The 23,039-nt window shown below is 31.8% G+C and carries 19 protein-coding genes and 13 tRNA genes; 27 read left to right on the forward strand and 5 right to left on the reverse strand.

Annotated elements, in window-relative coordinates; translation table 11 throughout:
• Window positions 1–219 precede the first annotated feature (219 nt).
• The 5 genes from CLVI_RS14795 to gltX all read left to right on the forward strand — a co-directional run bounded on the left by CLVI_RS14795 (window position 220) and on the right by gltX (window position 6,709).
• Window positions 220–657, forward strand: coding sequence for a YaiI/YqxD family protein (locus CLVI_RS14795; protein WP_106060898.1), 438 nt, complete (start codon window positions 220–222; stop codon window positions 655–657).
• Between the two features lie 149 nt (window positions 658–806).
• Window positions 807–2,810, forward strand: coding sequence for a triple tyrosine motif-containing protein (locus CLVI_RS14800; protein WP_106060899.1), 2,004 nt, complete (start codon window positions 807–809; stop codon window positions 2,808–2,810).
• A gap of 12 nt (window positions 2,811–2,822) precedes the next feature.
• A complete protein-coding gene (locus tag CLVI_RS14805; RefSeq protein ID WP_106060900.1) occupies window positions 2,823–3,536 on the forward strand; it encodes a lytic transglycosylase domain-containing protein in 714 nt (237 codons plus the stop codon).
• Between the two features lie 241 nt (window positions 3,537–3,777).
• Window positions 3,778–4,494, forward strand: coding sequence for a pseudouridine synthase (locus tag CLVI_RS14810; protein WP_106060901.1), 717 nt, complete (start codon window positions 3,778–3,780; stop codon window positions 4,492–4,494).
• A 556-nt stretch (window positions 4,495–5,050) separates the two neighbouring features.
• Complete coding sequence (gene gltX / locus CLVI_RS14815) at window positions 5,051–6,709, forward strand: glutamate--tRNA ligase (RefSeq protein ID WP_106060902.1); 1,659 nt, start codon at window positions 5,051–5,053, stop codon at window positions 6,707–6,709.
• Between the two features lie 58 nt (window positions 6,710–6,767).
• Here the strand turns inward: gltX and CLVI_RS14820 are convergent, their stop codons facing one another.
• The 3 genes from CLVI_RS14820 to CLVI_RS14830 form a co-directional block, all read right to left on the reverse strand.
• Window positions 6,768–8,423: a glutamine--tRNA ligase/YqeY domain fusion protein gene (locus tag CLVI_RS14820; RefSeq protein WP_106060903.1), complete on the reverse strand. Its 1,656-nt coding sequence runs from the start codon at window positions 8,421–8,423 to the stop codon at window positions 6,768–6,770.
• Window positions 8,424–8,572: 149 nt separating this feature from the next.
• A complete protein-coding gene (locus CLVI_RS14825; RefSeq protein ID WP_106060904.1) occupies window positions 8,573–9,133 on the reverse strand; it encodes a hypothetical protein in 561 nt (186 codons plus the stop codon).
• A gap of 137 nt (window positions 9,134–9,270) precedes the next feature.
• Window positions 9,271–9,696: a DUF3887 domain-containing protein gene (locus CLVI_RS14830; RefSeq protein WP_170065688.1), complete on the reverse strand. Its 426-nt coding sequence runs from the start codon at window positions 9,694–9,696 to the stop codon at window positions 9,271–9,273.
• A gap of 116 nt (window positions 9,697–9,812) precedes the next feature.
• Between CLVI_RS14830 and CLVI_RS14835 the strand changes: the two genes are divergently transcribed.
• The 4 genes from CLVI_RS14835 to CLVI_RS14850 all read left to right on the forward strand — a co-directional run bounded on the left by CLVI_RS14835 (window position 9,813) and on the right by CLVI_RS14850 (window position 15,120).
• Window positions 9,813–10,493: a DUF554 domain-containing protein gene (locus CLVI_RS14835; RefSeq protein ID WP_106060906.1), complete on the forward strand. Its 681-nt coding sequence runs from the start codon at window positions 9,813–9,815 to the stop codon at window positions 10,491–10,493.
• Window positions 10,494–10,567: 74 nt separating this feature from the next.
• The gene (gene pcrA / locus CLVI_RS14840) at window positions 10,568–12,832 is read left to right on the forward strand and encodes a DNA helicase PcrA (protein WP_106060907.1); all 2,265 of its coding nucleotides are present in this window, start codon (window positions 10,568–10,570) and stop codon (window positions 12,830–12,832) included.
• Between the two features lie 24 nt (window positions 12,833–12,856).
• Complete coding sequence (gene ligA / locus CLVI_RS14845) at window positions 12,857–14,848, forward strand: NAD-dependent DNA ligase LigA (protein WP_106060908.1); 1,992 nt, start codon at window positions 12,857–12,859, stop codon at window positions 14,846–14,848.
• Between the two features lie 2 nt (window positions 14,849–14,850).
• Window positions 14,851–15,120 carry a hypothetical protein gene (locus CLVI_RS14850; RefSeq protein WP_106060909.1) on the forward strand — a complete coding sequence of 90 codons (270 nt, stop codon included), beginning with the start codon at window positions 14,851–14,853 and terminating at the stop codon, window positions 15,118–15,120.
• A gap of 27 nt (window positions 15,121–15,147) precedes the next feature.
• Here CLVI_RS14850 and CLVI_RS14855 read toward each other — a convergent pair whose 3' ends face one another.
• Window positions 15,148–15,450 (reverse strand): hypothetical protein, encoded by a 303-nt coding sequence (locus CLVI_RS14855; protein WP_106060910.1) that lies wholly within the window; start codon window positions 15,448–15,450, stop codon window positions 15,148–15,150.
• A 218-nt stretch (window positions 15,451–15,668) separates the two neighbouring features.
• Here CLVI_RS14855 and CLVI_RS14860 point away from each other — a divergent pair, with 218 nt between their 5' ends.
• On the forward strand, window positions 15,669–17,135 hold the full coding sequence (locus CLVI_RS14860; protein ID WP_170065689.1) for an ABC transporter substrate-binding protein: 1,467 nt from the start codon (window positions 15,669–15,671) through the stop codon (window positions 17,133–17,135).
• Window positions 17,136–17,201: 66 nt separating this feature from the next.
• On the opposite strand, the gene CLVI_RS14865 is transcribed toward CLVI_RS14860, so the two are convergent.
• Window positions 17,202–18,674 (reverse strand): hypothetical protein, encoded by a 1,473-nt coding sequence (locus CLVI_RS14865; protein ID WP_146127339.1) that lies wholly within the window; start codon window positions 18,672–18,674, stop codon window positions 17,202–17,204.
• A gap of 119 nt (window positions 18,675–18,793) precedes the next feature.
• Between CLVI_RS14865 and CLVI_RS14870 the strand changes: the two genes are divergently transcribed.
• The 17 genes from CLVI_RS14870 to CLVI_RS14950 all read left to right on the forward strand — a co-directional run bounded on the left by CLVI_RS14870 (window position 18,794) and on the right by CLVI_RS14950 (window position 23,018).
• Window positions 18,794–19,771, forward strand: coding sequence for an AIR synthase family protein (locus tag CLVI_RS14870; protein WP_106060913.1), 978 nt, complete (start codon window positions 18,794–18,796; stop codon window positions 19,769–19,771).
• 19 nt (window positions 19,772–19,790) lie between these two features.
• Window positions 19,791–20,540 carry a ribonuclease PH gene (rph, locus tag CLVI_RS14875; RefSeq protein WP_106060914.1) on the forward strand — a complete coding sequence of 250 codons (750 nt, stop codon included), beginning with the start codon at window positions 19,791–19,793 and terminating at the stop codon, window positions 20,538–20,540.
• Between the two features lie 4 nt (window positions 20,541–20,544).
• Window positions 20,545–21,156 carry an XTP/dITP diphosphatase gene (locus CLVI_RS14880; RefSeq protein ID WP_106060915.1) on the forward strand — a complete coding sequence of 204 codons (612 nt, stop codon included), beginning with the start codon at window positions 20,545–20,547 and terminating at the stop codon, window positions 21,154–21,156.
• Window positions 21,157–21,180: 24 nt separating this feature from the next.
• Window positions 21,181–21,663, forward strand: a complete 483-nt coding sequence (locus tag CLVI_RS14885) for a metallophosphoesterase (protein ID WP_106060916.1) — start codon at window positions 21,181–21,183, stop codon at window positions 21,661–21,663.
• 173 nt (window positions 21,664–21,836) lie between these two features.
• Window positions 21,837–21,912 (forward strand) — tRNA-Pro (locus tag CLVI_RS14890).
• A gap of 7 nt (window positions 21,913–21,919) precedes the next feature.
• Window positions 21,920–21,993: transfer RNA gene (locus CLVI_RS14895), tRNA-Gly, on the forward strand.
• Window positions 21,994–22,070: 77 nt separating this feature from the next.
• Window positions 22,071–22,147: transfer RNA gene (locus CLVI_RS14900), tRNA-Arg, on the forward strand.
• 6 nt (window positions 22,148–22,153) lie between these two features.
• Window positions 22,154–22,229: transfer RNA gene (locus CLVI_RS14905), tRNA-His, on the forward strand.
• A 5-nt stretch (window positions 22,230–22,234) separates the two neighbouring features.
• Window positions 22,235–22,309 (forward strand) — tRNA-Gln (locus CLVI_RS14910).
• A gap of 10 nt (window positions 22,310–22,319) precedes the next feature.
• Window positions 22,320–22,395, forward strand: a tRNA-Lys gene (locus tag CLVI_RS14915).
• An 11-nt stretch (window positions 22,396–22,406) separates the two neighbouring features.
• Window positions 22,407–22,491: transfer RNA gene (locus tag CLVI_RS14920), tRNA-Leu, on the forward strand.
• An 18-nt stretch (window positions 22,492–22,509) separates the two neighbouring features.
• A tRNA-Gly gene (locus CLVI_RS14925) sits at window positions 22,510–22,584 on the forward strand.
• A gap of 6 nt (window positions 22,585–22,590) precedes the next feature.
• Window positions 22,591–22,664: transfer RNA gene (locus tag CLVI_RS14930), tRNA-Gly, on the forward strand.
• 24 nt (window positions 22,665–22,688) lie between these two features.
• Window positions 22,689–22,765 (forward strand) — tRNA-Arg (locus CLVI_RS14935).
• Between the two features lie 4 nt (window positions 22,766–22,769).
• Window positions 22,770–22,845, forward strand: a tRNA-Pro gene (locus tag CLVI_RS14940).
• A gap of 18 nt (window positions 22,846–22,863) precedes the next feature.
• Window positions 22,864–22,938 (forward strand) — tRNA-Gly (locus tag CLVI_RS14945).
• A gap of 6 nt (window positions 22,939–22,944) precedes the next feature.
• Window positions 22,945–23,018 (forward strand) — tRNA-Gly (locus CLVI_RS14950).
• Window positions 23,019–23,039 lie beyond the last annotated feature (21 nt).

Genomic DNA, 23,039 nt, shown 5'->3' on the forward strand with positions numbered 1-23,039 from the left:
TGTGGATTAAAAGGATTTGGAGATATTAGTTACAATTAAGAGTAAAAATGCTTAAGGGAAGTTATAAATATATACTGTAAAATAATGGATAATAAAATAGTTGCCCACTTTTACTTGACTCAATCGATTGATATAATAATAAAAAGATAAAGCTTAATTATGATATAATAAGTAAGAGTACGTTTCCATTAAGGATATTTGGAGGGTAAAGATTATAATATGAAGATAATTATTGACGGAGATGCGTGTCCTAGCATATCAATCATAGAAGAAATAGCAAAAGAGTCTAAAATAGAAGTTTTAATATATTGTGATATAAATCATTATATAAATAGTGATTATTCTACAGTTAGGATAGTAGATAGCGGTTTTCAAAATGTAGATATGTACGTTATTAATAATACTGAAGAAAATGATATAGTAATAACCCAAGATTATGGGTTGGCTGCCATGTGTCTTCCAAAAAAAGCAAAAGTTATTAGTCCTAAGGGTTATGTTTATACAGATAATAATATAGATAGATTACTCGAAGAGAGGCATTTATCACAAAAAATAAGAAGGGGCGGAGGAAAAACTCCAAATCCTAAAAAAAGAAGTGGTGAAGATGAAGTAAGACTAGTAGAAAATTTAAAAAAATTAATAGAAAAAAACCTTTAACGTCAAAATAACATAGTATTTTGATGTTTTTTTTATGAATACTATTAACTATACTTACAAAAAAATGTATAATAATAGTAGCTATATATTAGCATAAGTTTACATAATATGGTAAAATAAAGGGTATAAAGATAAAGGGGAGATAATATATGGTGGAGCAAGGCATAAAGTTTGATAAAGAAAGCCCAAGTATGATAAAAGATGAGATTAAGATTAAAGCAGAATTTAGTGAAAAAGATCTAAGATACAAATTCATTATAGGTTCTGGAGGAATATGGAATACAGTTCAAGATTTTTCTGAAAAAGAAATATTTTTGTGGAATCCTTCACTAGAGGGAAAATATATTGTAATGATTCAAGCAAAGACTAATGAATCAAAAAAACCTTTCGATTTTTTAGTAAAGGAGAAGTTTGTTATTGGTGCTGATGTGAAGGAAAAGTTAATAAGAGACGTTAAGCTTGACAATGTTAATGTTATGTTTGGAGAAAAAATCAATATAAATGTTGTATGTAATGAAGAAAATATATTATATAGATTTTGGATTCAAGGTAAGCAGGATTGGGAACTGATTAAGGATTATGCCATGGATAATGTTTTAACATATGCCGCACGTAAAGAAGGAAAACAAGAAGTACTTATAGAATGTAAAAGAGCTAACTCTAATGAAAAGGTAGATGAATTTACTACCGTATTATTTGAAGTTATTCCTCATGTAAAAATAGAAATAAATGATTTTAAGTGTATGACAGATGGATTACTAATTGGTGAGGAGCTTACTTTTAAAGTAGATGTTAATGTTGGGGATAAGAGAAGTTTATTATATAAGTTTATTAAAATAAGTAAAGAAGGAAAGGCTATTTGTCTTCAAGATTATTCGTCTAAAAGAATGGTAACGTATCAAGAAGATGAGCCTGGAGAGTACAGGATACTTTGCTTGGTTAAGGATATATTATCCAACAAAGAATATGATGATAGGGCTTTGATTTTATATAGGGTTATGGCTTATAATAAGATAGAAGTAAAAAATTTCACGGCTGATATTACCTCGCCTCAAGTTAATGGAAGTAATGCTTTATTAAGAGCAGATGTAAAGGGTGGAAGAGAAGTAGTTTATAAATATGTAATAGAGGGACCTACTTCAGAAGATTCAGGTTATATTAGAAAAAACGAGTACTTATGGGAAACTAAACAGGAAGGGGAATATAATATAACTCTATATGTTAAGGATGTTTCCTTCGACGGAGAATATGAAAGCAAGAGAAGTTTTGCCTTTAGTATTGATAAGAAAGCCGATAGGCCTGCAAAAATATTAGATGTTATCTTAGATGGTAAAAAAATTGTTTTGGTTGGACAGCCTATCAATTTAAAGGTTGTTGCAGAAGGTGAAATGGGGTTGATTCAATATTCATTTATAGTATATAAAGATAATGTGGAAAAGGAAAGAGTAAAGTATGGAAGAGCTAACTGGGTTAATTTCATTCCGGAAGAAAAAGGTGAGTATGAAGTAGAAATACGCGTAAAAAACAAGTATTCAACTATGGAATATGATAGCCATACATTCAATTACCTTACGGTTAAAGAATATTTGCCAGGAGAAATAGACTATATTTTATTGCCACATAAAAATATCCATCTAGTTCAGGATCCCATAGAGATAGAGGCTATATCTCAAAATACAAAAAGTGTATTAATGAGATACATAACAAAGGTTAATGGACATTTGGTAGAAGATACTGGATTTATTAAAAATAAAAAAATAGTACTAACACCTAAATGTATAGGTAAATATACCTTTGAGATTTACGCAAAAAATATAAAATGCGAAGAGGAATATGATTGTAGGAAGGAAATAAACCTTTATGTTTCAGAAGCAATTCCTGTAACTGGAACTACAATTACTTGTAATAAAGAAAAAATTGAGATTAACAAAGAAGTCACACTTACAGTGCAAAGTAATGGGGGAAAAGAAGTTTGTTATGAGTTTTATGTAATGGAGCAAGGTAATTGGATGAAAGCTCAAAATTATGGAAGAAAAGAAGATTATACATTTATACCCTTTGTAAAGGGAGAATATAAGGTAATGGTCTTTGCTAAAAGTTTTTATAAAAAGGTTAATTATGAGGATTATGGAGAATTTATATTTAAACTATAAGGTGGAGAGTATATGAATACAATTGAAACGGAAAATTTACAGCAGCAACAAAAGGTACAAGAATTATTAAAAATGCAGATGATGGAAAAAATATTAAAGGATAGTCTTGGGGATGGAATGGAATTTGAAATAGTATACCAAGCTATGATAGACTCTATGACAAATGAATCATCTCAAAGTGAACTAGCTAGTTTATTAAGTGGCACAGATAGCAGTAATGATCAAGATATTGAAGAACTTTCTGAGCTACTTAGCAACGGATTAACTTATAATAGTAGTACTAATAGAGTTAATACTTCAACATACACAGGCTCTGATTCAAGTATGAGTGAAATATATGATGCTGTAAATAAGTATTCCGAGCAGTATGGAGTAGATTCAAAATTAGTTCTATCTATAATAAAAACCGAATCTAATTTTAATGCAAATGCAGTATCTTCAGCAGGAGCGCAAGGGCTAATGCAGTTAATGCCTGCAAATTCCAAGGCGCAAGGATTGAGTAATCCTTTGGATGTTGAGCAGAATATAAAAGGTGGAATTGAACTATTAAAAGGTTATTTAGATAGTTATGGTGGAAATGTTGAGATGGCTTTAATGGCATATAATGGAGGAATAGGCAATATGCAAAGAAGAGGAGTAACATCAACCTCTGATTTATATAAGATGCCTGGAGAAACTCAGAATTATGTACCTAAGGTTATGAATTATTATGAAAATGGAATTTAGAAACAAGTGAAAACTAAAAATGTAAAATTAAGGTGATAAGCTCCAAGGAGAAAGTTCAAGGAACCAAATCAAAGATTTGGACTTTCACTTTTCCTGCGGAATTCTTGGAATTATATTTTTTAGGGCTCTCCAAAGGAGAGTCTTTTTCTTTTTATTAAAAAAAAATCCCCTTAGGAATTTTACATTTATAATTTATTATTGTTATAATAGTAAAGAATTGTAGAGATAGGAGTTGTGATTAATGGAAAGACTAGATAAAATATTATCTAATTTAGGATATGGAAGTAGAAAAGAACTTAAAGGTATAATCAAAAAAGGTAATGTAAAAATTGACGGGGTTATAGTTAAGGATAATGGTAAGATTGTAGATGCTGAAAAATCCATAATTAAAATAAATGGAGAACAAATATTTTACAGAGAATTTATATATCTTATTATGAATAAGCCGGATGGAGTAATATCTGCAACCCGTGATAGTAGAGAAGAAACTGTAATAGACCTTCTTCACCCTGATCATCAAGCATTTGATCCTTTTCCAGTTGGCAGATTAGATAAGGATACTGTTGGATTATTATTATTAACAAATGATGGAGAGTTAAATCATAAATTAATAGCACCTAAATGGCATGTTGATAAGGTGTATTTTGCAAGGATAGATAAAAAGATACCAGATTCGGCTGTGGAAGACTTTGAAAAAGGTATTACAATAGATGATGGATATTTATGTAAACCAGCAAAGCTTGAGATAATGTCAGCGACTGAAGACGGGTCAGAGATTAAACTTACAATTCAAGAAGGGAAGTTTCATCAGGTGAAAAGGATGTTTGAAGCCATTGATACCCAGGTTACTTATTTGCAAAGAATTGAATTTGGTGGATTAACATTAGATTCAGAATTAGAAGAAGGCGAATATAGAGAACTTACAGATGAAGAATTAGCTATTTTAAAATCAATTTAACGAATGATATAAAAAAATGAAGGAATATAATTCATATTTCAGCATAAATATATGGTTTGTACCAAAATATCTTGCATTTTAAAAAGTAATAACATATAATATCTATGCAAGGATAAATAAAAGGATAAATAGCCCCCTTTATTTATTGCTTATTGCTAAAGCGCAACCTAGCCCCAAGGGTTGCGCTTTTTTATTTTGTTAAAAATAGGATATATGTAATTGTTACCAATTCGTAAGTTATAAAAATTGATGAAAAAAAATACTATTTTTATAATTTTACGTAATAAAAGAATCTTATGGTTAACTAAATATAATCAATATAATTCTAATAAACAAAATATTGAAAAAAATGAATTTAATCCTGCATGACATGATATTAGTATATAAATATAATTTGTTTACAATATTATTATGAACAGTTATAATTAAATAGGATTTGTAAAGAATAGCAAGGTAGAGACATTTACAAATAAGAGTACATGATATTCTTTCGTTCTAGTATATAGAATGAGGGATTTTTTTATATTCAAAAATTACTTAAAGGAAAGGTGATAATATGAGTTTTGAAAGATTGGCAGATGTTCTATTCCCTGATTTAGAAAACACACCAGAATATTATTTAGAAAAGTATCCAAAGAGGAATATGAAAGAAGGAGCACAGGTCGTTAGATATGCTCCAAGTCCTACAGGGTTTCAACATATTGGAGGAGTATTTGCTGCTTTAATAAATGAAAGATTAGCTAGTCAAAGTGAAGGAGTCTTCTTTTTAAGGATAGAGGATACAGACCAAAAAAGAGAAGTTGAAGGGGCAATAGTAGATACTATACAAACTCTTAAAAACTTTGGAATGAAGTTTAATGAAGGAATGACAGGGGAAGAAACTGAAATAGGTGCCTATGGTCCCTATAGACAAAGCTTAAGAAAAGAAATATATAAGACATTTGCTAAGGATTTAGTAAAGAAGGGGTTAGCATACCCTTGTTTTTGTACAGCTGATAGTTTAAATGCAACTCGAGAAAAGCAAATGGCTGAGAAAATCACTCCAGGATATTATAGTGAATATGCTATTTGTAGAAATATGGATTCCGAGGATGCTATTAAGAGAATAGAAAAGGGTGATAGATATATTATAAGAATAAAATCACCTGGAGACATAAATACTAGAGTGGAATTTCATGATCTTATAAAGGGTAATATATCTTTTCCTGAAAGTAATCAAGATATAGTAATAATAAAATCTGATGGACTTCCTACATATCATTTTGCTCATGCTATTGATGATGCATTAATGAGAACTACTACTGTAATAAGAGGAGAAGAGTGGTTGTCCTCACTTCCAATACATGTTCAATTATTTGAAATATTAGGATTTGAAGCTCCAAAGTATGCTCATATACCAACTATAATGAAAAATGATAATGGTTCAAAGAGAAAATTATCAAAGAGAAAAGATGCTGAGGCGGCTGTATCTTACTATAAAGAAGCTGGATATCCAATGGTGTCAGTAACTGAATACCTATTGAATATAATAAATTCAACCTATGAAGGTTGGAGAGCAGAAAATCCTACAGCAGATTATCATGAATTCCCTGTAGTTTTAGATAAGATGAGTAAGAGCGGAGCGTTATTTGATTTGGCTAAGTTGAATGACGTGAGCAAAGAAGTTATTTGTAGAATGAAAGCTGAGAAGGTATATGATTATTACATAACTTGGGCAGAAGAATTTAATAAAGAAATGTATGGATTAGTAAGCTTAAAGGAATCTATGCTAAAGGATGTATTTAATATAGACAAAGAAGGCCCAAAACCAAGAAAGGACTTTGCTAAATGGGATGAGGTTAAGGAGAAAATATTCTATTTCTTTGATGAGTTGTTTAGCAAAGAAACAGAGGACAAAATAGAATTACCAAAAACTCTTTCATTAGAAAATTCAAAGGCTGTTATTGAAGCTTATGCAAAGAGTTTTAAATTCAATGCAGAAACCCAAGAAGCTTGGTTTGATGACTTAAAAGCAATTGGAATTGAATTAGGTTTTTGTGCAAATAGAAAAGAATATAAAGCTAACCCTGAGAATTTTAAAGGTATGATATCAGATGTTGCAGGGGCAGTTAGAGCAGCTCTAACTCATAGGGCAAATACGCCTGATCTTTATGCTATAATGCAAATTATGGGTGAAGATAAGGTAAGAGAAAGATTTGAAAATTATATAAAGTAGTAAAATAAAAAATGCCTCTAGATGATTTTTAAATCATCTAGAGGCATCTTTTCTTATGTTATATTTTAAAAGAAGTCTTCAAAGATACAATTCTATTAAATACTAATTTTTCTTCAGTAGTGAATTTAGGATCTACACTAAAGTAGCCATGTCTAAATAATTGATATTTATCAAAAGCTTTAGCATCTTTTACTGAAGGTTCAACAAATCCATTTAATATTGTTAAAGACTTTGGATTTATTTGCTCCAAGAAATGCTTACCTTCATTTTCTGCAACATCATCAAGAATTAAAGGTTCGTATAACCTGAATTCAGTTGGTATAGAAGTTGACACATCTGCCCAATGTATAGTTCCCTTCACCTTTCTTCCGGTAAATCCACTACCACTTTTAGTTTCTGGATCATAAGTACAATGAAGCTCTACTACATTACCATTTTCATCTTTTATAACTTCATTACACTTAATAAAGTATGCACCCTTGAGTCTTACTTCATTACCAGGGAATAACCTGAAGTACTTTCTAGCTGGAACCTCCATAAAGTCTTCTCTTTCAACATATAGTTCTCTTGAGAAGGCAACTTGTCTAGTACCTGCAGATTCATCCTGAGGATTGTTCTCTATTTCTAGAAGTTCAGTCTGACCCACTGGGTAGTTTGTAATAACTAGCTTTAATGGTTCTAAAATAGCCATGGCTCGTGAAGCCTTTAAATTAAGGTCCTCTCTAATGAAATATTCAAGCATTTGTTCATCTACTGTAGAAGCAGCCTTTGCAACTCCAATAGCCTGGCAGAAGTTTCTTATAGCTTCAGGAGTATACCCCTTTCTTCTTAAACCGGCAATTGTAGGCATTCTTGGATCATCCCATCCATCAACACAACCACCATCAACTAGTAATTTAAGCTTTCTTTTACTCATTACAGTGTTAGTAATATTTAATCTTGCAAACTCATATTGCTTTGGAACACTTTCAGTTTCACATTCTTGGATAATCCAATCATATAAAGGCCTATGATCTGCAAATTCTAAAGTACATATTGAATGAGTTATCCCTTCAATAGCATCCTCTATTGGATGAGCAAAATCATACATAGGATATATACACCACGTATCTCCAGTATTATGATGAGATCCATGTGCAATTCTATACAATATAGGATCTCTCATGTTTATATTTGGAGAGGACATATCAATTTTAGCTCTTAGAACTTTTTCTCCATCCTTAAATTCTCCATTTTTCATTTTCTCAAAAAGTTCTAGGTTTTCAGCAGCACTTCTATTTCTATTAGGGCTATCTTTTCCGGGAGCAGTTAAGGTCCCTCTATATTCTTTCATTTCGTCTGAGGTTAAGTCACATACATATGCTTTACCCTTAGTAATTAATAGTGTTGCCTTTTCATACATTGTTTCAAAGTAATTTGAAGCAAAGAAAAGATTATCCCATTTAAAGCCTAACCATTCTACATCTTCTTTAATAGACTCTACATATTCTGTATCCTCCTTTGAAGGATTAGTATCATCAAATCTTAAATTAACCTTCCCGTTAAATTCAGTAGCAATTTGGAAATTCAAGCATATTGATTTTGCGTGTCCTATATGTAAATATCCATTTGGTTCTGGTGGGAAACGAGTTAAGACCTCTTTTGTAGTTCCATTTTGTAAATCTTCCATGACTATGTTTCTAATAAAATTAGATGAGTTAGTTTCATTTGCCATATTATTCATCCTTTCTTAAGGTAATATCTTAATATATTTATTTGCATTTACCTTTAATTCTAATCTAATATTGCAAAAAAATAAAGTGTCTATTGGTTTTTTATAAAAAAAAGTACTGATATAATCATATATCAGCAGTTTTTTAAAATTTATAAGTGTAATAGGGCTGGAGAATGGGCTAATTTAGTGAATTGATATAGTAACCCTTCAAAGATAATTTCTTTGTTTGGAAATGTCATTAAATCGGTAGGGCTTATTAATTCTGGTGGTTTTGAAGTTTCATAAATACCACTTTCGATAAGTAACTTTGACACAAACTGTGAGCAAAAATAGTGTTTACTTCTTTTTAGAGGTTTGTCCAACAAAACGCCAAAAAGACCTAAAAAGTTATATTTATAATTTATATCTGAAGAATAATATTCTGAAAGTTGTTCTTTTAAAAGTGCTAACTGATCCTTGGATACAGGCACAGAATAAATCATACATTTACAACCAGGGTTGTTATATACTCCTGAATAAAGGTTTTCCAAAGCAAGACCACCTGAAAAGGGGTTGTCCGGATTAACTCTTCCAAAACTATACATTTTATTAAAGTTTGTATCTAAGCTTAGAGAAACATGAGTATAGGGGCTGCTGGTCACTAACCCAATGCTAGTAGAAAGCCAGGTGCCTGTTTTTGAAAATACTAAATAAATATTAGATTCTTCCATTAATGTTTCCTCCTATAAGTTAAGCTTCAGATCATTAATTGATTATATAACATTTCTCGTAAAAATATAGCAATTTCATGAAAAAATAAAATTTAAGTTAAAGGGAATATTGGCACAGGAATATATTTATCCTAAATTTAGCCATTTATATCAGCAGAATCGAAATAAAATTCACAGACCTTATGGGTTTCATCATTTTCTTTAAAGGTTATTGAAACTCTAATTTCTTTATCAGAATTCGAATAATTTGTATTATAAATCAAATAAAAGTAATCACCACGCTTTTCGCCGTAATAAAAACTAAGAGATTGGAAAGTGCCTAAAGTAGCTGAAATTTCATTTGTCTCCTTTTGAAAGAGAGCAAAATCATAGGAATCTTTCATTTCATCATTTAAATTGGAAGAAAATTTATCGTAATCTAATTCATTTATAGAAGTTAAAAGAGAGGTAGTTACAGTATCAGCATAAGTGCTTACTTGTGAATATTCAATTTCTTTAGAGCATCCAGCAAATAAAGAAAGAATTATTAAAATAAATAGACAGTTAAAAAGTTTTTTCCTCATAAAATTATCTCCAATCATAAATTCTGCATAGGGACTTTTACTTAATTTTAACACAATTTGGGCAAGGAATAAATATGTGCTAAAATAAGATAGAATATAAATATTTGGAGGAAAAAATGTTAGGTACAATAGTGAACTGTGTTGCAATTACTGTAGGGTGTATTTCTGGACTTATTATAAAGGGCAGGATACCTGAAAAAATGAGCACTACTATAATGAATGGATTGGCGTTATGTGTCATATATATAGGAATATCTGGAGCTTTAGAAGGAAAAGATACAATACAGATGATAATTTGTATTGCAGTAGGAGCAGTAATTGGAGAAATAATGGATATTGATAAGGCTTTAATTAGGCTTGGAGATTATTTTGAAAGTAAAGTTAAGAAAAAAAATAATAAGGTGTCTATCTCAGAAGGTTTTGTTACAGCAAGTCTATTATTTTGTGTAGGGGCTATGGCTTTGGTGGGTTCCTTAGAAAGTGGACTTCAAGGTGATCATACAACCTTATTTGCAAAATCTATTCTAGATGGTATATCTTCTATAATATTTGCTTCCACATTAGGGATAGGAGTACTACTATCTGTAGTGACGGTATTCATTTATCAAGGTGCAATAACTTTAGGTGCAGGACTTCTATCAGGGGTTTTAAGTACAGCTGTTATTACTAATATGTCAGCTGTTGGAAGTCTACTTATTATAGGTATTGGCTTAAATATATTAGGGGTGACAAAGATAAAGGTAGCGAATTTACTGCCAGCGGTGTTTATTCCAATAATATTCGGATTTTTTATTTAAGAATAAGGCAAGTATATAAAATAGGAGATAAGAGTGTGATATAATATCTTAGTATTTAGAGAGGGGGTTATGATTTGGATTTAAAATCATTACTTAATAAAGAACAATATGAGGGTGCTGTTACTGTAGAGGGACAAGTGTTAATTCTTGCTGGAGCAGGCTCTGGAAAGACCCGAGTATTAACTTATAGAATGGCTCATATGATAGAAGATTTAGGAATAGCTCCTTATAAAGTTTTAGCTATAACTTTTACAAATAAGGCATCTAAAGAAATGAGAGATAGGGTTCGTGCAATTGTAGGGGAAAGAGCAAATGATATGTGGATATCTACTTTTCATTCTACTTGTGTAAGAATTTTAAGAAGAGAGATAGAGCATTTAGGATATAAGAAGAATTTTACAATTTATGATACATCAGACCAAAAGGTTCTGATAACTGAATGTATGAAAGCTCTTAATATAGATGATAAAGATATTAATAAAAGAGAAATAATGGGCAAAATAGGTAGAGCAAAGGATAAGATGAAGGGACCTCAAAACTATAAGAGAGAAGTTGAGAGTGATTTTAGAGAAAATAAGATTGCGGATGCTTATCTAATGTATCAAAAGAGGCTTAAAGAAAATAATGCAATGGATTTTGATGATTTAATATTTAAAACTGTGGAGTTGTTTAAGAGAAATCCAGATGTATTAGAATTTTACCAAAGAAAGTTTGAATATATAATGGTGGATGAGTATCAAGATACTAATGGAGCACAATATGAATTAGTTAGACTTTTAGCTGAGAAATATAAGAATATATGTGTTGTGGGAGATGATGATCAAAGCATCTATGGATGGAGAGGGGCGGATATAACCAACATATTAGACTTTGAAAAAGACTATCCAAAGGCAATGGTAGTTAAGCTTGAGCAAAATTATAGATCTAAGGAAAATATTCTTAAAGCTGCTAATGTGGTTATTTCAAATAATAAAAATAGAAAAGATAAAGCATTGAGAACGGTCCAAGAACCAGGAAGTAAGATTAAAATTTACAGGGCCTTTGACGATAGAGCAGAGGGAGATTTTATATCGAAGACCATTTCAGATATAAAGTTTAAAGAAGGTAGAAAAAATGAAGATTTTGCTATACTTTACAGAACAAATGCTCAATCTCGTATATTTGAAGAGACATTAAGAAGACGGGATATAGCTTATAAAATTGTTGGAGGTACTAGATTCTACGATAGGAGAGAAATTAAAGATTTAATTTCTTATCTAAAAGTACTTTTAAATCCTCAAGATGATATTAGCTTAAGAAGAATTATTAATGTTCCGAAGAGAAGTATTGGTGATGCTACTGTTTTAAAGGTGAAGGACTTTGCAAATAATTTTGGATTAAATTTATGGGATGCATTAATGGAAGCTAGAGGTATACCAGCCTTAACTAATAGAAATACTACTTGCATAGAAAAATTTACTAGCCTTATGGATAATTTAATGTTGCTAAAGGAGACAGTTCCTGTTTCTAAGTTGGTAGAGAGTATTTTAAGGGACACGGGATATCTTGAGGAATTATCAAAGTCAGAGGAGATAGAGGATAAGAGCAGGATTGAAAATTTAAAGGAACTAGTATCTGATGCTGTAGACTTTGAAAAGAACAGTGAGGATAAGAGCCTTGAAGCATATTTAGAGAAAGTTTCTCTTGTTCAAGATACTGATAAGCTTGAAGATGAGGAGGGTGGAGAAGGCTCGGTAGTCCTTATGACTATCCATAGCTCAAAAGGATTAGAATTTCCAGTAGTATTTATGGTAGGAATGGAAAATGGATTATTCCCAAGTATTGCAGATATGGATAAACAAGACCAAATGGAAGAGTCTAGAAGGCTTTGCTATGTTGCAATTACAAGAGCAAAGGAGAGTTTGTATTTGACTTCTGCAGAAGTTAGAAGGGTATTTGGTAGGACTGTAAGCTATAGCCAATCAGATTTTATTGGAGAAATAAAATCTGATCTCAAGGAGTTTTTAAATGAAAGAGGCAGTTCAAACAGCGGAATGTCTAGGGATAGTGTATCTAAAGACACTTATTCAAATCCTCATAGCTTAAGAGGAAATATGTTTGGACAAAGGGCTACTTCAAAATCTGGAACAACAAGTATGCCTAGTATAAGTCAAGATAGCAGCAACACTATAAAGGATGGTGAACTATCTCTTGGAAGAAAAGTAAGTCATGAAAAATTTGGCATAGGGACCGTAGTTACTATAACACCATCGGGAAATGACAAGAAATTAACTATTGCTTTTGATAAGCAGGGAGTCAAAATATTATTATTGTCTCTAGCCAAGCTAGAACTATTATAATAATTTAGGAGGCAAGACCAGGTTATGGATAATAAAAATAGAATAGAAGAACTTGTAGATGAGCTAAATAGATATTCCTATGAGTACTACACTTTAGATGCTCAGACCGTTACCGATAAAGAATATGATGAAAAATATGATGAATTAAAAAAACTAGAGATATCGGAAGATTATATCCTGCCTTACTCTCCAAGTCTAAGAATCGGAGACGTAGTCTTAGGGGGATTTTCGAAATATACCCATAAAGGAAAGCTTTGGAGCTTAGATAAAGCACAAAGTGTAGAAGAGTTGAAGGGATGGCATAATAGGAATTTAAAGTTTTTAGCTGATATGAGAGCTAATGGAGAAGAATTACCTGATCTTAAATATATTCTTACTAAAAAGTTTGATGGGCTAACTATTAACTTAACCTATAATGAAGAGGGTGTATTAAATACATCAGCAACTAGAGGTACTGGTTATATTGGAGAAGAGGTAACTTCTCAAGTTAAAACTATTAAGTCTATTCCACTGAAAATAGATTCAAGTGATGTATTTGAAGTCCATGGAGAGGCAGTTATGACAATGGATGCCTTTGAAGATTATAATAAAACTGCCAAGGTGCCTTTAAAGAACCTTAGAAATGGTGCAGCTGGTGCTTTAAGAAATTTAAATGTTAAAGAAACAGCTAGAAGAAATTTATCAGCCTTTTTTTATGATATAGGATACAAGGAAGGCAAAGAATTTAAGACATATTTAGAAATGATGGATTTTATTAAGCAAAAGGGCCTTCCGGTAGATGATTATATAAAGACTTGCACAACCATTGATGAAATAGAGAAGGAAATCCAATATATTAAAGATATAAGATTTGGATTGCAATACGATATAGATGGATTAGTTATAGCTATTGATGATATTAGAACTAGAGAACTTCTAGGGTACACAGTTAAATTTCCTAAATGGGCAATAGCTTATAAATTCGAAGCTCAAGAAGCTACTACAAAATTACTCTCTGTAGAATGGAATGTAGGTAGAAGTGGAAGAGTAGCACCTACAGCCATCCTTGAGCCTGTTGAACTTGCTGGAGTTACAGTTAAGAGGGCAACTTTAAACAATATGGATGATGTGGCTAGGAAGGGCGTAAGAATTGGGGCAGAGGTATTTGTTAGAAGATCTAATGATGTTATACCTGAAATAATGGGAGTTGTGGCTGAAAGTCTTGAAGGATCAGAGGAAATATTGGCTCCAATTGTTTGCCCTTACTGTAATAGTCATTTAGTATTCGTAGGAGCTCATTATTTTTGTGAAAACACATTATCTTGTAAACCTCAAATGGTTAAGAGTATAGTTCATTATGGCTGTAGAGAGGCAATGAATATAGAAGGCTTTTCTAAAAAAACAGCAGAGCATTTATTTGAAAAATTAGATATAAAATCTATATCAGACTTATATAAAATCAATAAGGAAGAGTTATTAACATTGGATAAGTTTAAGGAGAAGAAAGCACAAAATCTTCTGGATTCCATAGAAAAAAGCAAAGATTGCAAGCTTGAAGCATTTATATATGCATTAGGAATACCTAATGTAGGAGTGAAAACGGCTAAGGATCTAGTGAATACATTTAAATCTGTAAAGGGAATAAAAGAAGCTCTGTTTGAGGAACTTATAGAGGTTCAAGATGTGGGAGATATAGTAGCAAAATGCGTTATGGAGTTCTTTAAAGAAGAAAAAGTGTTAATAATTATTGATGAGCTTTTAAGCTTAGGAGTTAATCCAAGGTATGAAGAGAAGGAAATAATAGAAAACTTATTTGAAGGAAAAACTGTAGTAGTTACAGGATCCCTTCAAAATTACACTAGAGGAAGTATAAAAGAAAAACTAGAACTGTTAGGTGCAAAGGTATCGGGAAGTGTTAGTAAAAAGACTGATTATGTACTTGCAGGGGAAGAAGCTGGCTCAAAGCTTTCAAAAGCTTTAGAGCTCGGAGTTAAAGTGATTTCGGAGGAAGAATTTAAAAAAATGATAGGGGTGTAATTATGAAGAAATTTATAGATTTAATGATAATTATATCAGCAAGCATAGCAAGCATACTAATTTTATGTACCCTTCTAACTTCATATCAATTTTTTTATGTTGGACAAATGTTCTATTCATATATGCCAATACAACTTGGTGTTGCTATAACCATGGGGTTTTTAACTATGAGATTTTGGCAAAATGAGCATGGAAATAAGAAAATAATATATTCTACATTAAGTTTATCAATTAGCATTATATTATTGTTATCAATTAGTATTGTGAAATAGAAAAAGCACTGAATTATCAGTGCTTTTTTATTTTATATTGTTCAAGGAATCAAACTCTTTAACTTGAGAAATTTTTGACAGTTTATCTTCATTATTCAAATCAAATACATTTTCATAGTCTTTAACAGGTTCTTCCTTTTGGCAAGGAGTAATTGAACTGGCTTTTGCTAAGATATCTAGTTTTTGATATATTTTTTCTAATATATAATTTTTATATCTAAGTTGTTGAAAGGCCTTTAAAGCAGTAATAAACAACCAAATTCCAATAAACATAAAGGTTAACATGAAAATAATACCCACAATACATGTGGCACCATATAAGATTGACATAACAAACCTCCCTAGTAAAAATATACTAATATTGTATCATAAAAAAGATTACTGAAAACCTTTAAAATAAATTAATTATTATGATTATCTAAATTAAGTAATGGCTATAATTGTTAATACTAAGGCATAATCAAAAAAAATAATAAACCAGTATGATTACTTATTTTGCAGCTTTGATATGTTATTTTATGTGCCTAAAGAAAAAGGAGAGTGTGTTAATGAAGAAATTTATTATCGCTATAGTATTAACGATAGTTATAGTGGCTTTAATACTAGGTTTTGTAGATATGACAAACTCTGAGATAACAGTTGATGAAAAATCTATAGTTTATGCAACAACAAGTATTCCTAATAGTTTAGATAAAGTTACGGGATTGTCTAAGGATGAAGAAAATATTATTTGTGCTACTAGTAAAGGCTTGATAGAGATGGGGTCAGATGGAAAAATTATATATTCCTTAGCAAGTGAAATAGTTGAAAAAGAGAAAAGCGTAGAGTATGAGTTTACCATAAGGGATGATATATTTTGGAGTGATGGGAACCCTATAACTGCTGAAGATATTAGAAGTTATTTTAAAGAAGTTATTAAGGTGGAAGATAATGAAAATATCCAAGGTCTCTTGGATGTATATGGAGCCAGTGAATTTAGAAATGGTAAGGGCACATTTGAGAAGGGCGTTGCCATTAATGTTGAGGGAAATGTATTAAGGATAAGACTAAACAATGAAAATGAGAATTTTCTTACAGAGCTAACTAAACCTCAATATAGGGTTAGAGAGTGTATACAACTATGGTCAGATATGTCAAAATCCTATAATGAAATAAGCTATTCAGGAGATTACTATATAAAAAGTTATCAGGATGAAGAGGTACAGCTTGAAAAAAATACAAAAATACAAAGTAAAGCAGTTAATAGTATAAAAATAATTAAGGATGATAGCAAAGAATTATCTATGGCCTCATATGAAGTAGGAGAAAGAGATATCCTGTTGGATCCATCTCGGAGTCAATTAGAGAGATTAGATGAGATAAAAAGGCTGTATTCATATCCAACAGATAGCGGATTTTATGTATCTATAGGCCCAGGACAAAATGAATTATCACTATCGGATAGGAAAGAGATATATACGATTATATATAATGCTACAGAAACTTTCGGAGAAGAAAATTCTAATGAGGTAGAATCTGCTCAAGGGAGTTATTTCAGAGATGACAAAGAAGATCTCAGTAAACTTCAAACTAGAAAAGTAAGTCTTAATAATGAGGGCATATGGGAGAAACCAAATACAATTACATTACTAGCTGTTGATAATGAAGAAAGCAGAGATTATTGTGACTTTCTAAAAACTTGGTTTAAGGATAAGGAAAATATTAATCTTAAGTATTCATTAATTAAGGAAGATGATAAAGATTATAACGAGTTAAAAAATAAATATGACATGATACTTATCAATTGTAGCCAAGATGTAAATAATAGAGAAGAGTTATATGAAGAAATGGGAGGGTTACTAAGTGTGGAGGAATCAGATTATGATGATTCTTCTGAGTTAGAAGAAAATCTTTTCTATTCCTATAGAATCCTTCCTGTTATGTTTATAGATAAAAATATAGCTATATCTGATAAGTTATCCAATATTTCTGTTGATGGAAATGGGAATATAGATTTTCTTAGTATAAAGAAATAAAATTAAAGAGCTCCTTCAAAATATAAATTTATTAATATTTTGAAGGAGCTCTAAAATAGATTTCTTTTATTCAATATACTTAGGGATATCAGATATATCCTCAGTGGAAGGAATATTTTCAATCATGTTATCAACAGATGGAATATCCTGATTTTCTGAAGCTAGGTTAAAGTCCATACCTTCAATAACATCATCCATTAGAAAGTGTATTAATGTAAAATATACAAACATATTTTTGCCACTATCAAAGGTGTCACTATTGCGAGTAAAAGAATCCTTCTTTTTAGAATAAAGAAGACTTTTAGCCAATATAGGTGCCATACCTGAACTAGCTGGAGATGGAAGATTAGGCATTCTAAAAAAACTTTCATCTAACATATCCTTAGACTGCAGAGAAAGACCTCTATATCTTTCTACTTCATCCAGGCTTGGGGCCTCTGGCCAACTACATACTAAGCCTGAGGATATAAAGAACTTTTTATAAAGGCTATGAAGCATGTTTTTGTATTGTGAAGCATCCTCTTTATCTTTAGCATGAATAAGAAATGCTAGAAAATAAAAAGAGATTTCTAAAGAAGAATATTTAATTTCTTTCTTATCAATAGGTTTTAAAAACATTCCTTTTTCCTCGTCATAAAGTTCTTGAAGCTTATCATATATTTCATCACTTTTCTCCTTAAAAGATATAATTTCCGTATGTTTAAAGGAGTCTAGTAGGGTTAAAGCTAGAATAGAACAATTGTCTAACGAATCAGAATAATAGTTTTTTTCTTCAAGTTTATTAATTAGAAAATCACTTAGATCTATAATTAAGCTTTTACATTTTTCTTCAGTAGAGTAGCTATAGAATAAATTAAACGCAAATAGTAACTTGCAGCCCTCTTCAAATGATACATCATACATGGCCTCATTAAAATCCAGAAACATATCTAAAATTTGGAGAGAAAAATTCTTATATTCAATGCTAACTGAATCATTAGGGTTATTTTTAGAATATAAGTAATAAGCACTCATCATAATAGCTTGATCAGAAAAATTGAATTTTTTATCCTTTTCTACAAGATTATAGCCCTTAGAATTACTATCTGAAAGATTTTTCTTCTCAACGAAGACACCTTCAGAATTTCTGAGATTCTCAGAATAAAATTCTAACTGCTCCTTAATTAAATAAGAATAAGATTCTTCAAGAGAGTTAACATTTCTAACCTTATCTTTATAATGAGAATAGTAATTACTAAGTTCTAAAAGACTTAAGGTCATTAACGCATTTGTTGCTGGATGGATATCTTTTTTAAAAGTTGACTCGTCAAATCCATGAGAAGTTTTATTATGAATGAACACTGGTGAAGCCTTTCGATAGATGCATATTAGTGGTGAAAAGTTACTTAATGTGTTAATATTATTTGAATGAGAAGATTTCTTAGAAGGCCTAAATGAGGAGAGTATTCCACACTTAGAACTAAGAACTATAGTTTTTATGGCTTCGCGGGATAAGAAAAATAGCTGTCCTTCTATATCTTTTTGGGAAAGGCTATTCATTCTAAAAAATGGACCTATATATCTCAAATTATTCACCTCATATTTTAGTATTATTATTAATTAATATGAGAGAAATTTATAAATAGTGCATAAAATTAAAATTAAGGGAGATTTTTTTAGTGAAAGAAGGAAAATTAGACTTCCATGAGTTAAGAGAAATAATTATTAATAGTAGAAAGATAAAAAGAGACGAAGTACTTATACGAAATGATGTAGGGGAAGATTGTTCTGTAATAGATTTTGAAGGCTATGAGGCTATGTTTTCTACAGATCCTATAACAGGAGCTACAGAGAACATAGGTAAATTGGCTGTAAATATAAACTGTAATGATATAGCATCCTCAGGTGGTGAACCTATAGCGTTATTAGTTACTATTTTAGCTCCGGTTACTTCAACTTTAAAAGAAATAAATTATGTAATGAAGGAAATAAGTGAGGAAGCTGCTAAAATAAATGTGGAAATAATAGGTGGGCATACAGAAGTTACCTCCGCTGTAAATAAGCTTATTATATCTATAACAGTTATAGGTAAAAATAAGAAAGGGGAATCTATAAAAACAGCAGGGGCCCTTGAAGACGATGATATAATAGTAACGAAAAACTTGGCTTTAGAAGGTACAGCTATATTAGCTACTGATTATGAAGAAAGGGCTAAGAAAGTATTAAATAATCAAGAATTAAAAGAAGCGAAAGATTTAATTAAATACATAAGCGTTTTAGATGAGGGGCGTATAGGAAAAGAAATAGGGGCAAATTCAATGCACGATATAACTGAAGGCGGATTGCTTGGAGCACTATTCGAGGTAGCCATGGCTTCAAGTAAAGGTTTTTTAGTATATGAAGATAAGCTTCCATTTCTTGAGAGTACAAAGAAAATAGCTAAAGAGTTTTCTATAGATTCATTACGATTAATATCATCTGGAAGTATGTTAATTACAACATCTAAAGGAGAAGAAATGATAAAAGCTTTAACAAGTAATGGGATAAAAGCTACACTTATAGGAAAAGTTACAAGAAGTAAAGGTATTCTGGTATCTAATGGAGTAGAATTAGAAGTGAAAGAACCAGAGAGAGATGAATTATTTAACATAAAATAAATTTTGAAGGTGGATGTTCATGAGAATAGATGGTAGAAAAAAAGATCAAATTAGGCATATTAAAATGACTAGAAATTATACAAAGTATGCAGAAGGCTCAGTATATATAGAAGTAGGCGATACTAAAGTATTATGCAATGTATCTGTCGAAGAAAAGATACCACCATTTCGAAAGGGAACAGGGGAAGGCTGGATTACAGCAGAATACAATATGTTACCTAGAGCAACTGGGAATAGAAAAATTAGGGATATAGCAAGGTTAAAGATGGATGGAAGGACTATGGAAATCCAAAGACTTATTGGCAGAGCTCTAAGGTCAGTAGTGGATTTAAAGGCTTTAGGAGAGAGGACTCTCTGGGTAGATTGTGATGTAATACAAGCAGATGGAGGAACTAGAACTTCTTCTATATCAGGTGCCTTTGTAGCTATGGTAGATGCTATAAATAAGTTGCACAAGAATAAACCTTTTAAGGTATATCCTATTAGAAACTATTTAGCAGCTATAAGTGTAGGGGTTGTTAATGAGGAAAAACTTTTGGATTTATGTTATGAAGAGGACTCTAATGCCAAAGTGGATATGAATGTAGTTATGACTGATGAGGGAAGTTTTATAGAATTACAAGGTACAGGTGAACAGGCCCCATTCAGTAGAAATGAATTAAATGAGCTGTTAGAATTAGGAGAAAATGGAATAAAACAAGTTATACAAGCTCAAAAGGATATTTTAAAAATGGATGCTTTGTGGATTGGAACAGGAGGGAATAAATAATATTATGAAAAAAATTATTCTAGCAAGTAATAATATACATAAAATAAATGAAATTAAACAGTTATTAAAAGAGATTTCTATTGAAATAAGCTCTTTAAAGGATGAAGATATAGATATAGATGTTATAGAGGATGGAGAAACCTTTAAAGAAAATGCTAAGAAAAAAGCTAGTGAAATAGTTGATTTCTTAAAAAAAAGAGGTGATAATGACTTTGTTGTCATGGCAGATGATTCAGGTCTTGAGGTAGACTATCTAAAGGGAGAGCCTGGAATATATTCAGCTAGATATGCAGGGAAACATGGTAATGACAAGGAAAATAACGAGAAATTATTAGAAAAGCTTAAGGGCGTTACTAAAGATAATAGAGAAGCCAAATTTATTTGCGAAATAATATTAATGGATAGTGATAAAAAGTGTCTTTCTGTTAAAGGAGAGGTAAAAGGAATAATTTTAGAAGAATTATCAGAAGAAGGTGGCTTTGGATATGATCCTCTATTTTATTATGAACCTCTAAAGAAGAGTTTTAGTGAACTAGATCAAGAAGATAAGAATAAAGTAAGCCACAGAGGGATTGCCTTAAGTAGGTTGAAAAATCAAATAAAAGACTTTATATAGAATATTTTAGAGAAGGTGAAAATGTTGCTTATAGCAGTAATTAGTGATACCCATAATATGAAAAGGTATATAGAACTTGGAAGAAATTATATTAAAGAAGCAGATGTGTTAATTCATTTAGGAGATAATTCAGAAGATATAAAAGAATTAACTAGAGATTTCACTGGAGATGTTTATGGAGTAAGCGGAAATTGTGATTATAGTAATGCATATCCAATGGAACAAGTCTTAAATATTATGGGAAAAAAAATATTTTTAACCCATGGACATATTTATGGAGTAAAGGAAAATTTAAATAATATTTACTATAGAGCAAACGAATTAAATGCTGATATAGTATTATTTGGGCATACCCATGAAAATCTTTTGAAGAGAGAGGGGGAGATTGTTTTTATGAACCCTGGAAGCATCTCTTTGCCAAGGTTAAGAGGGAGATATGTAGGTTTTATTGAATTAGAAGAAGAAAAAACACCGCATATATATCTTAAAGAAGTAAAAGCATTTTAGCAATATAAATGAGGCTATAAGTCATATATTATCAAAGTTTATTAATAGTATATGATAGCTATTATTGTGTGGTTATTTTGATAATATTTATTTTCTTGAAAAAATGTATTGACGGATTAGTAGTCATACTGTAGAATAATCATTGTTGCTGTGAGACATGGTGATGAAGTAAACGGGGTGTAGCGCAGATGGTAGCGCGCATGGTTTGGGACCATGAGGTCGCAGGTTCGAGACCTGTCACCCCGACCATTTTTTTGCGGGTATCGTATATCGGTAATACTTCAGCCTTCCAAGCTGAAAAGGTGGGTCCGATTCCCACTACCCGCTCCATTAAAATCGTAGTTTCGCAGAAAAAACCTTGACAAATGTCGAGAAATATCATAAAATGAAACTCGTTATTAATATATGCGTCTTTAGCTCAGCTGGATAGAGCAATGCCCTTCTAAGGCATGGGCCGGGAGTTCGAATCTCTTAAGACGCACCATTTTTGGTGGATGTAGTTCAGTTGGTAGAGCGCCAGTTTGTGGTACTGGTTGTCGTGGGTTCGAGCCCCATCATTCACCCCATAAGTAGGGATATCGCCAAGCGGTAAGGCACCACACTTTGACTGTGGTATTCGTAGGTTCAAATCCTGCTATCCCTGCCAAAAAAAACAAGGTTTACTAGCTCAGTTGGTAGAGCACTTGACTTTTAATCAAGGTGTCCGGGGTTCGATTCCCCGGTAAGCCACCAATTTAAAATATGCAGATGTGGCGGAATTGGCAGACGCGCTAGACTTAGGATCTAGTGCCTTCGGGCATGGGGGTTCGATTCCCTTCATCTGCACCAAAATTTGGAGTAAAAAATGCGGAAGTGGCTCAATGGTAGAGTGCCACCTTGCCAAGGTGGATGTTGCGAGTTCGAGTCTCGTCTTTCGCTCCAAAATATGCGGGTATCGTATATCGGTAATACTTCAGCCTTCCAAGCTGAAAAGGTGGGTCCGATTCCCACTACCCGCTCCAATAACAAGATTATTCTTGTATCGTGCGTCTTTAGCTCAGCTGGATAGAGCAATGCCCTTCTAAGGCATGGGCCGGGAGTTCGAATCTCTTAAGACGCACCAATTTCGGGGTGTAGCGCAGATGGTAGCGCGCATGGTTTGGGACCATGAGGTCGCAGGTTCGAGACCTGTCACCCCGACCAAAATTTGGAATAAAAAATGCGGAAGTGGCTCAATGGTAGAGTGCCACCTTGCCAAGGTGGATGTTGCGAGTTCGAGTCTCGTCTTTCGCTCCAAAATATGCGGGTATCGTATATCGGTAATACTTCAGCCTTCCAAGCTGAAAAGGTGGGTCCGATTCCCACTACCCGCTCCAATAACAAGATTATTCTTGTAT

Source organism: Clostridium vincentii (assembly GCF_002995745.1).
GTDB classification, from domain to species: domain Bacteria; phylum Bacillota; class Clostridia; order Clostridiales; family Clostridiaceae; genus Clostridium; species Clostridium vincentii.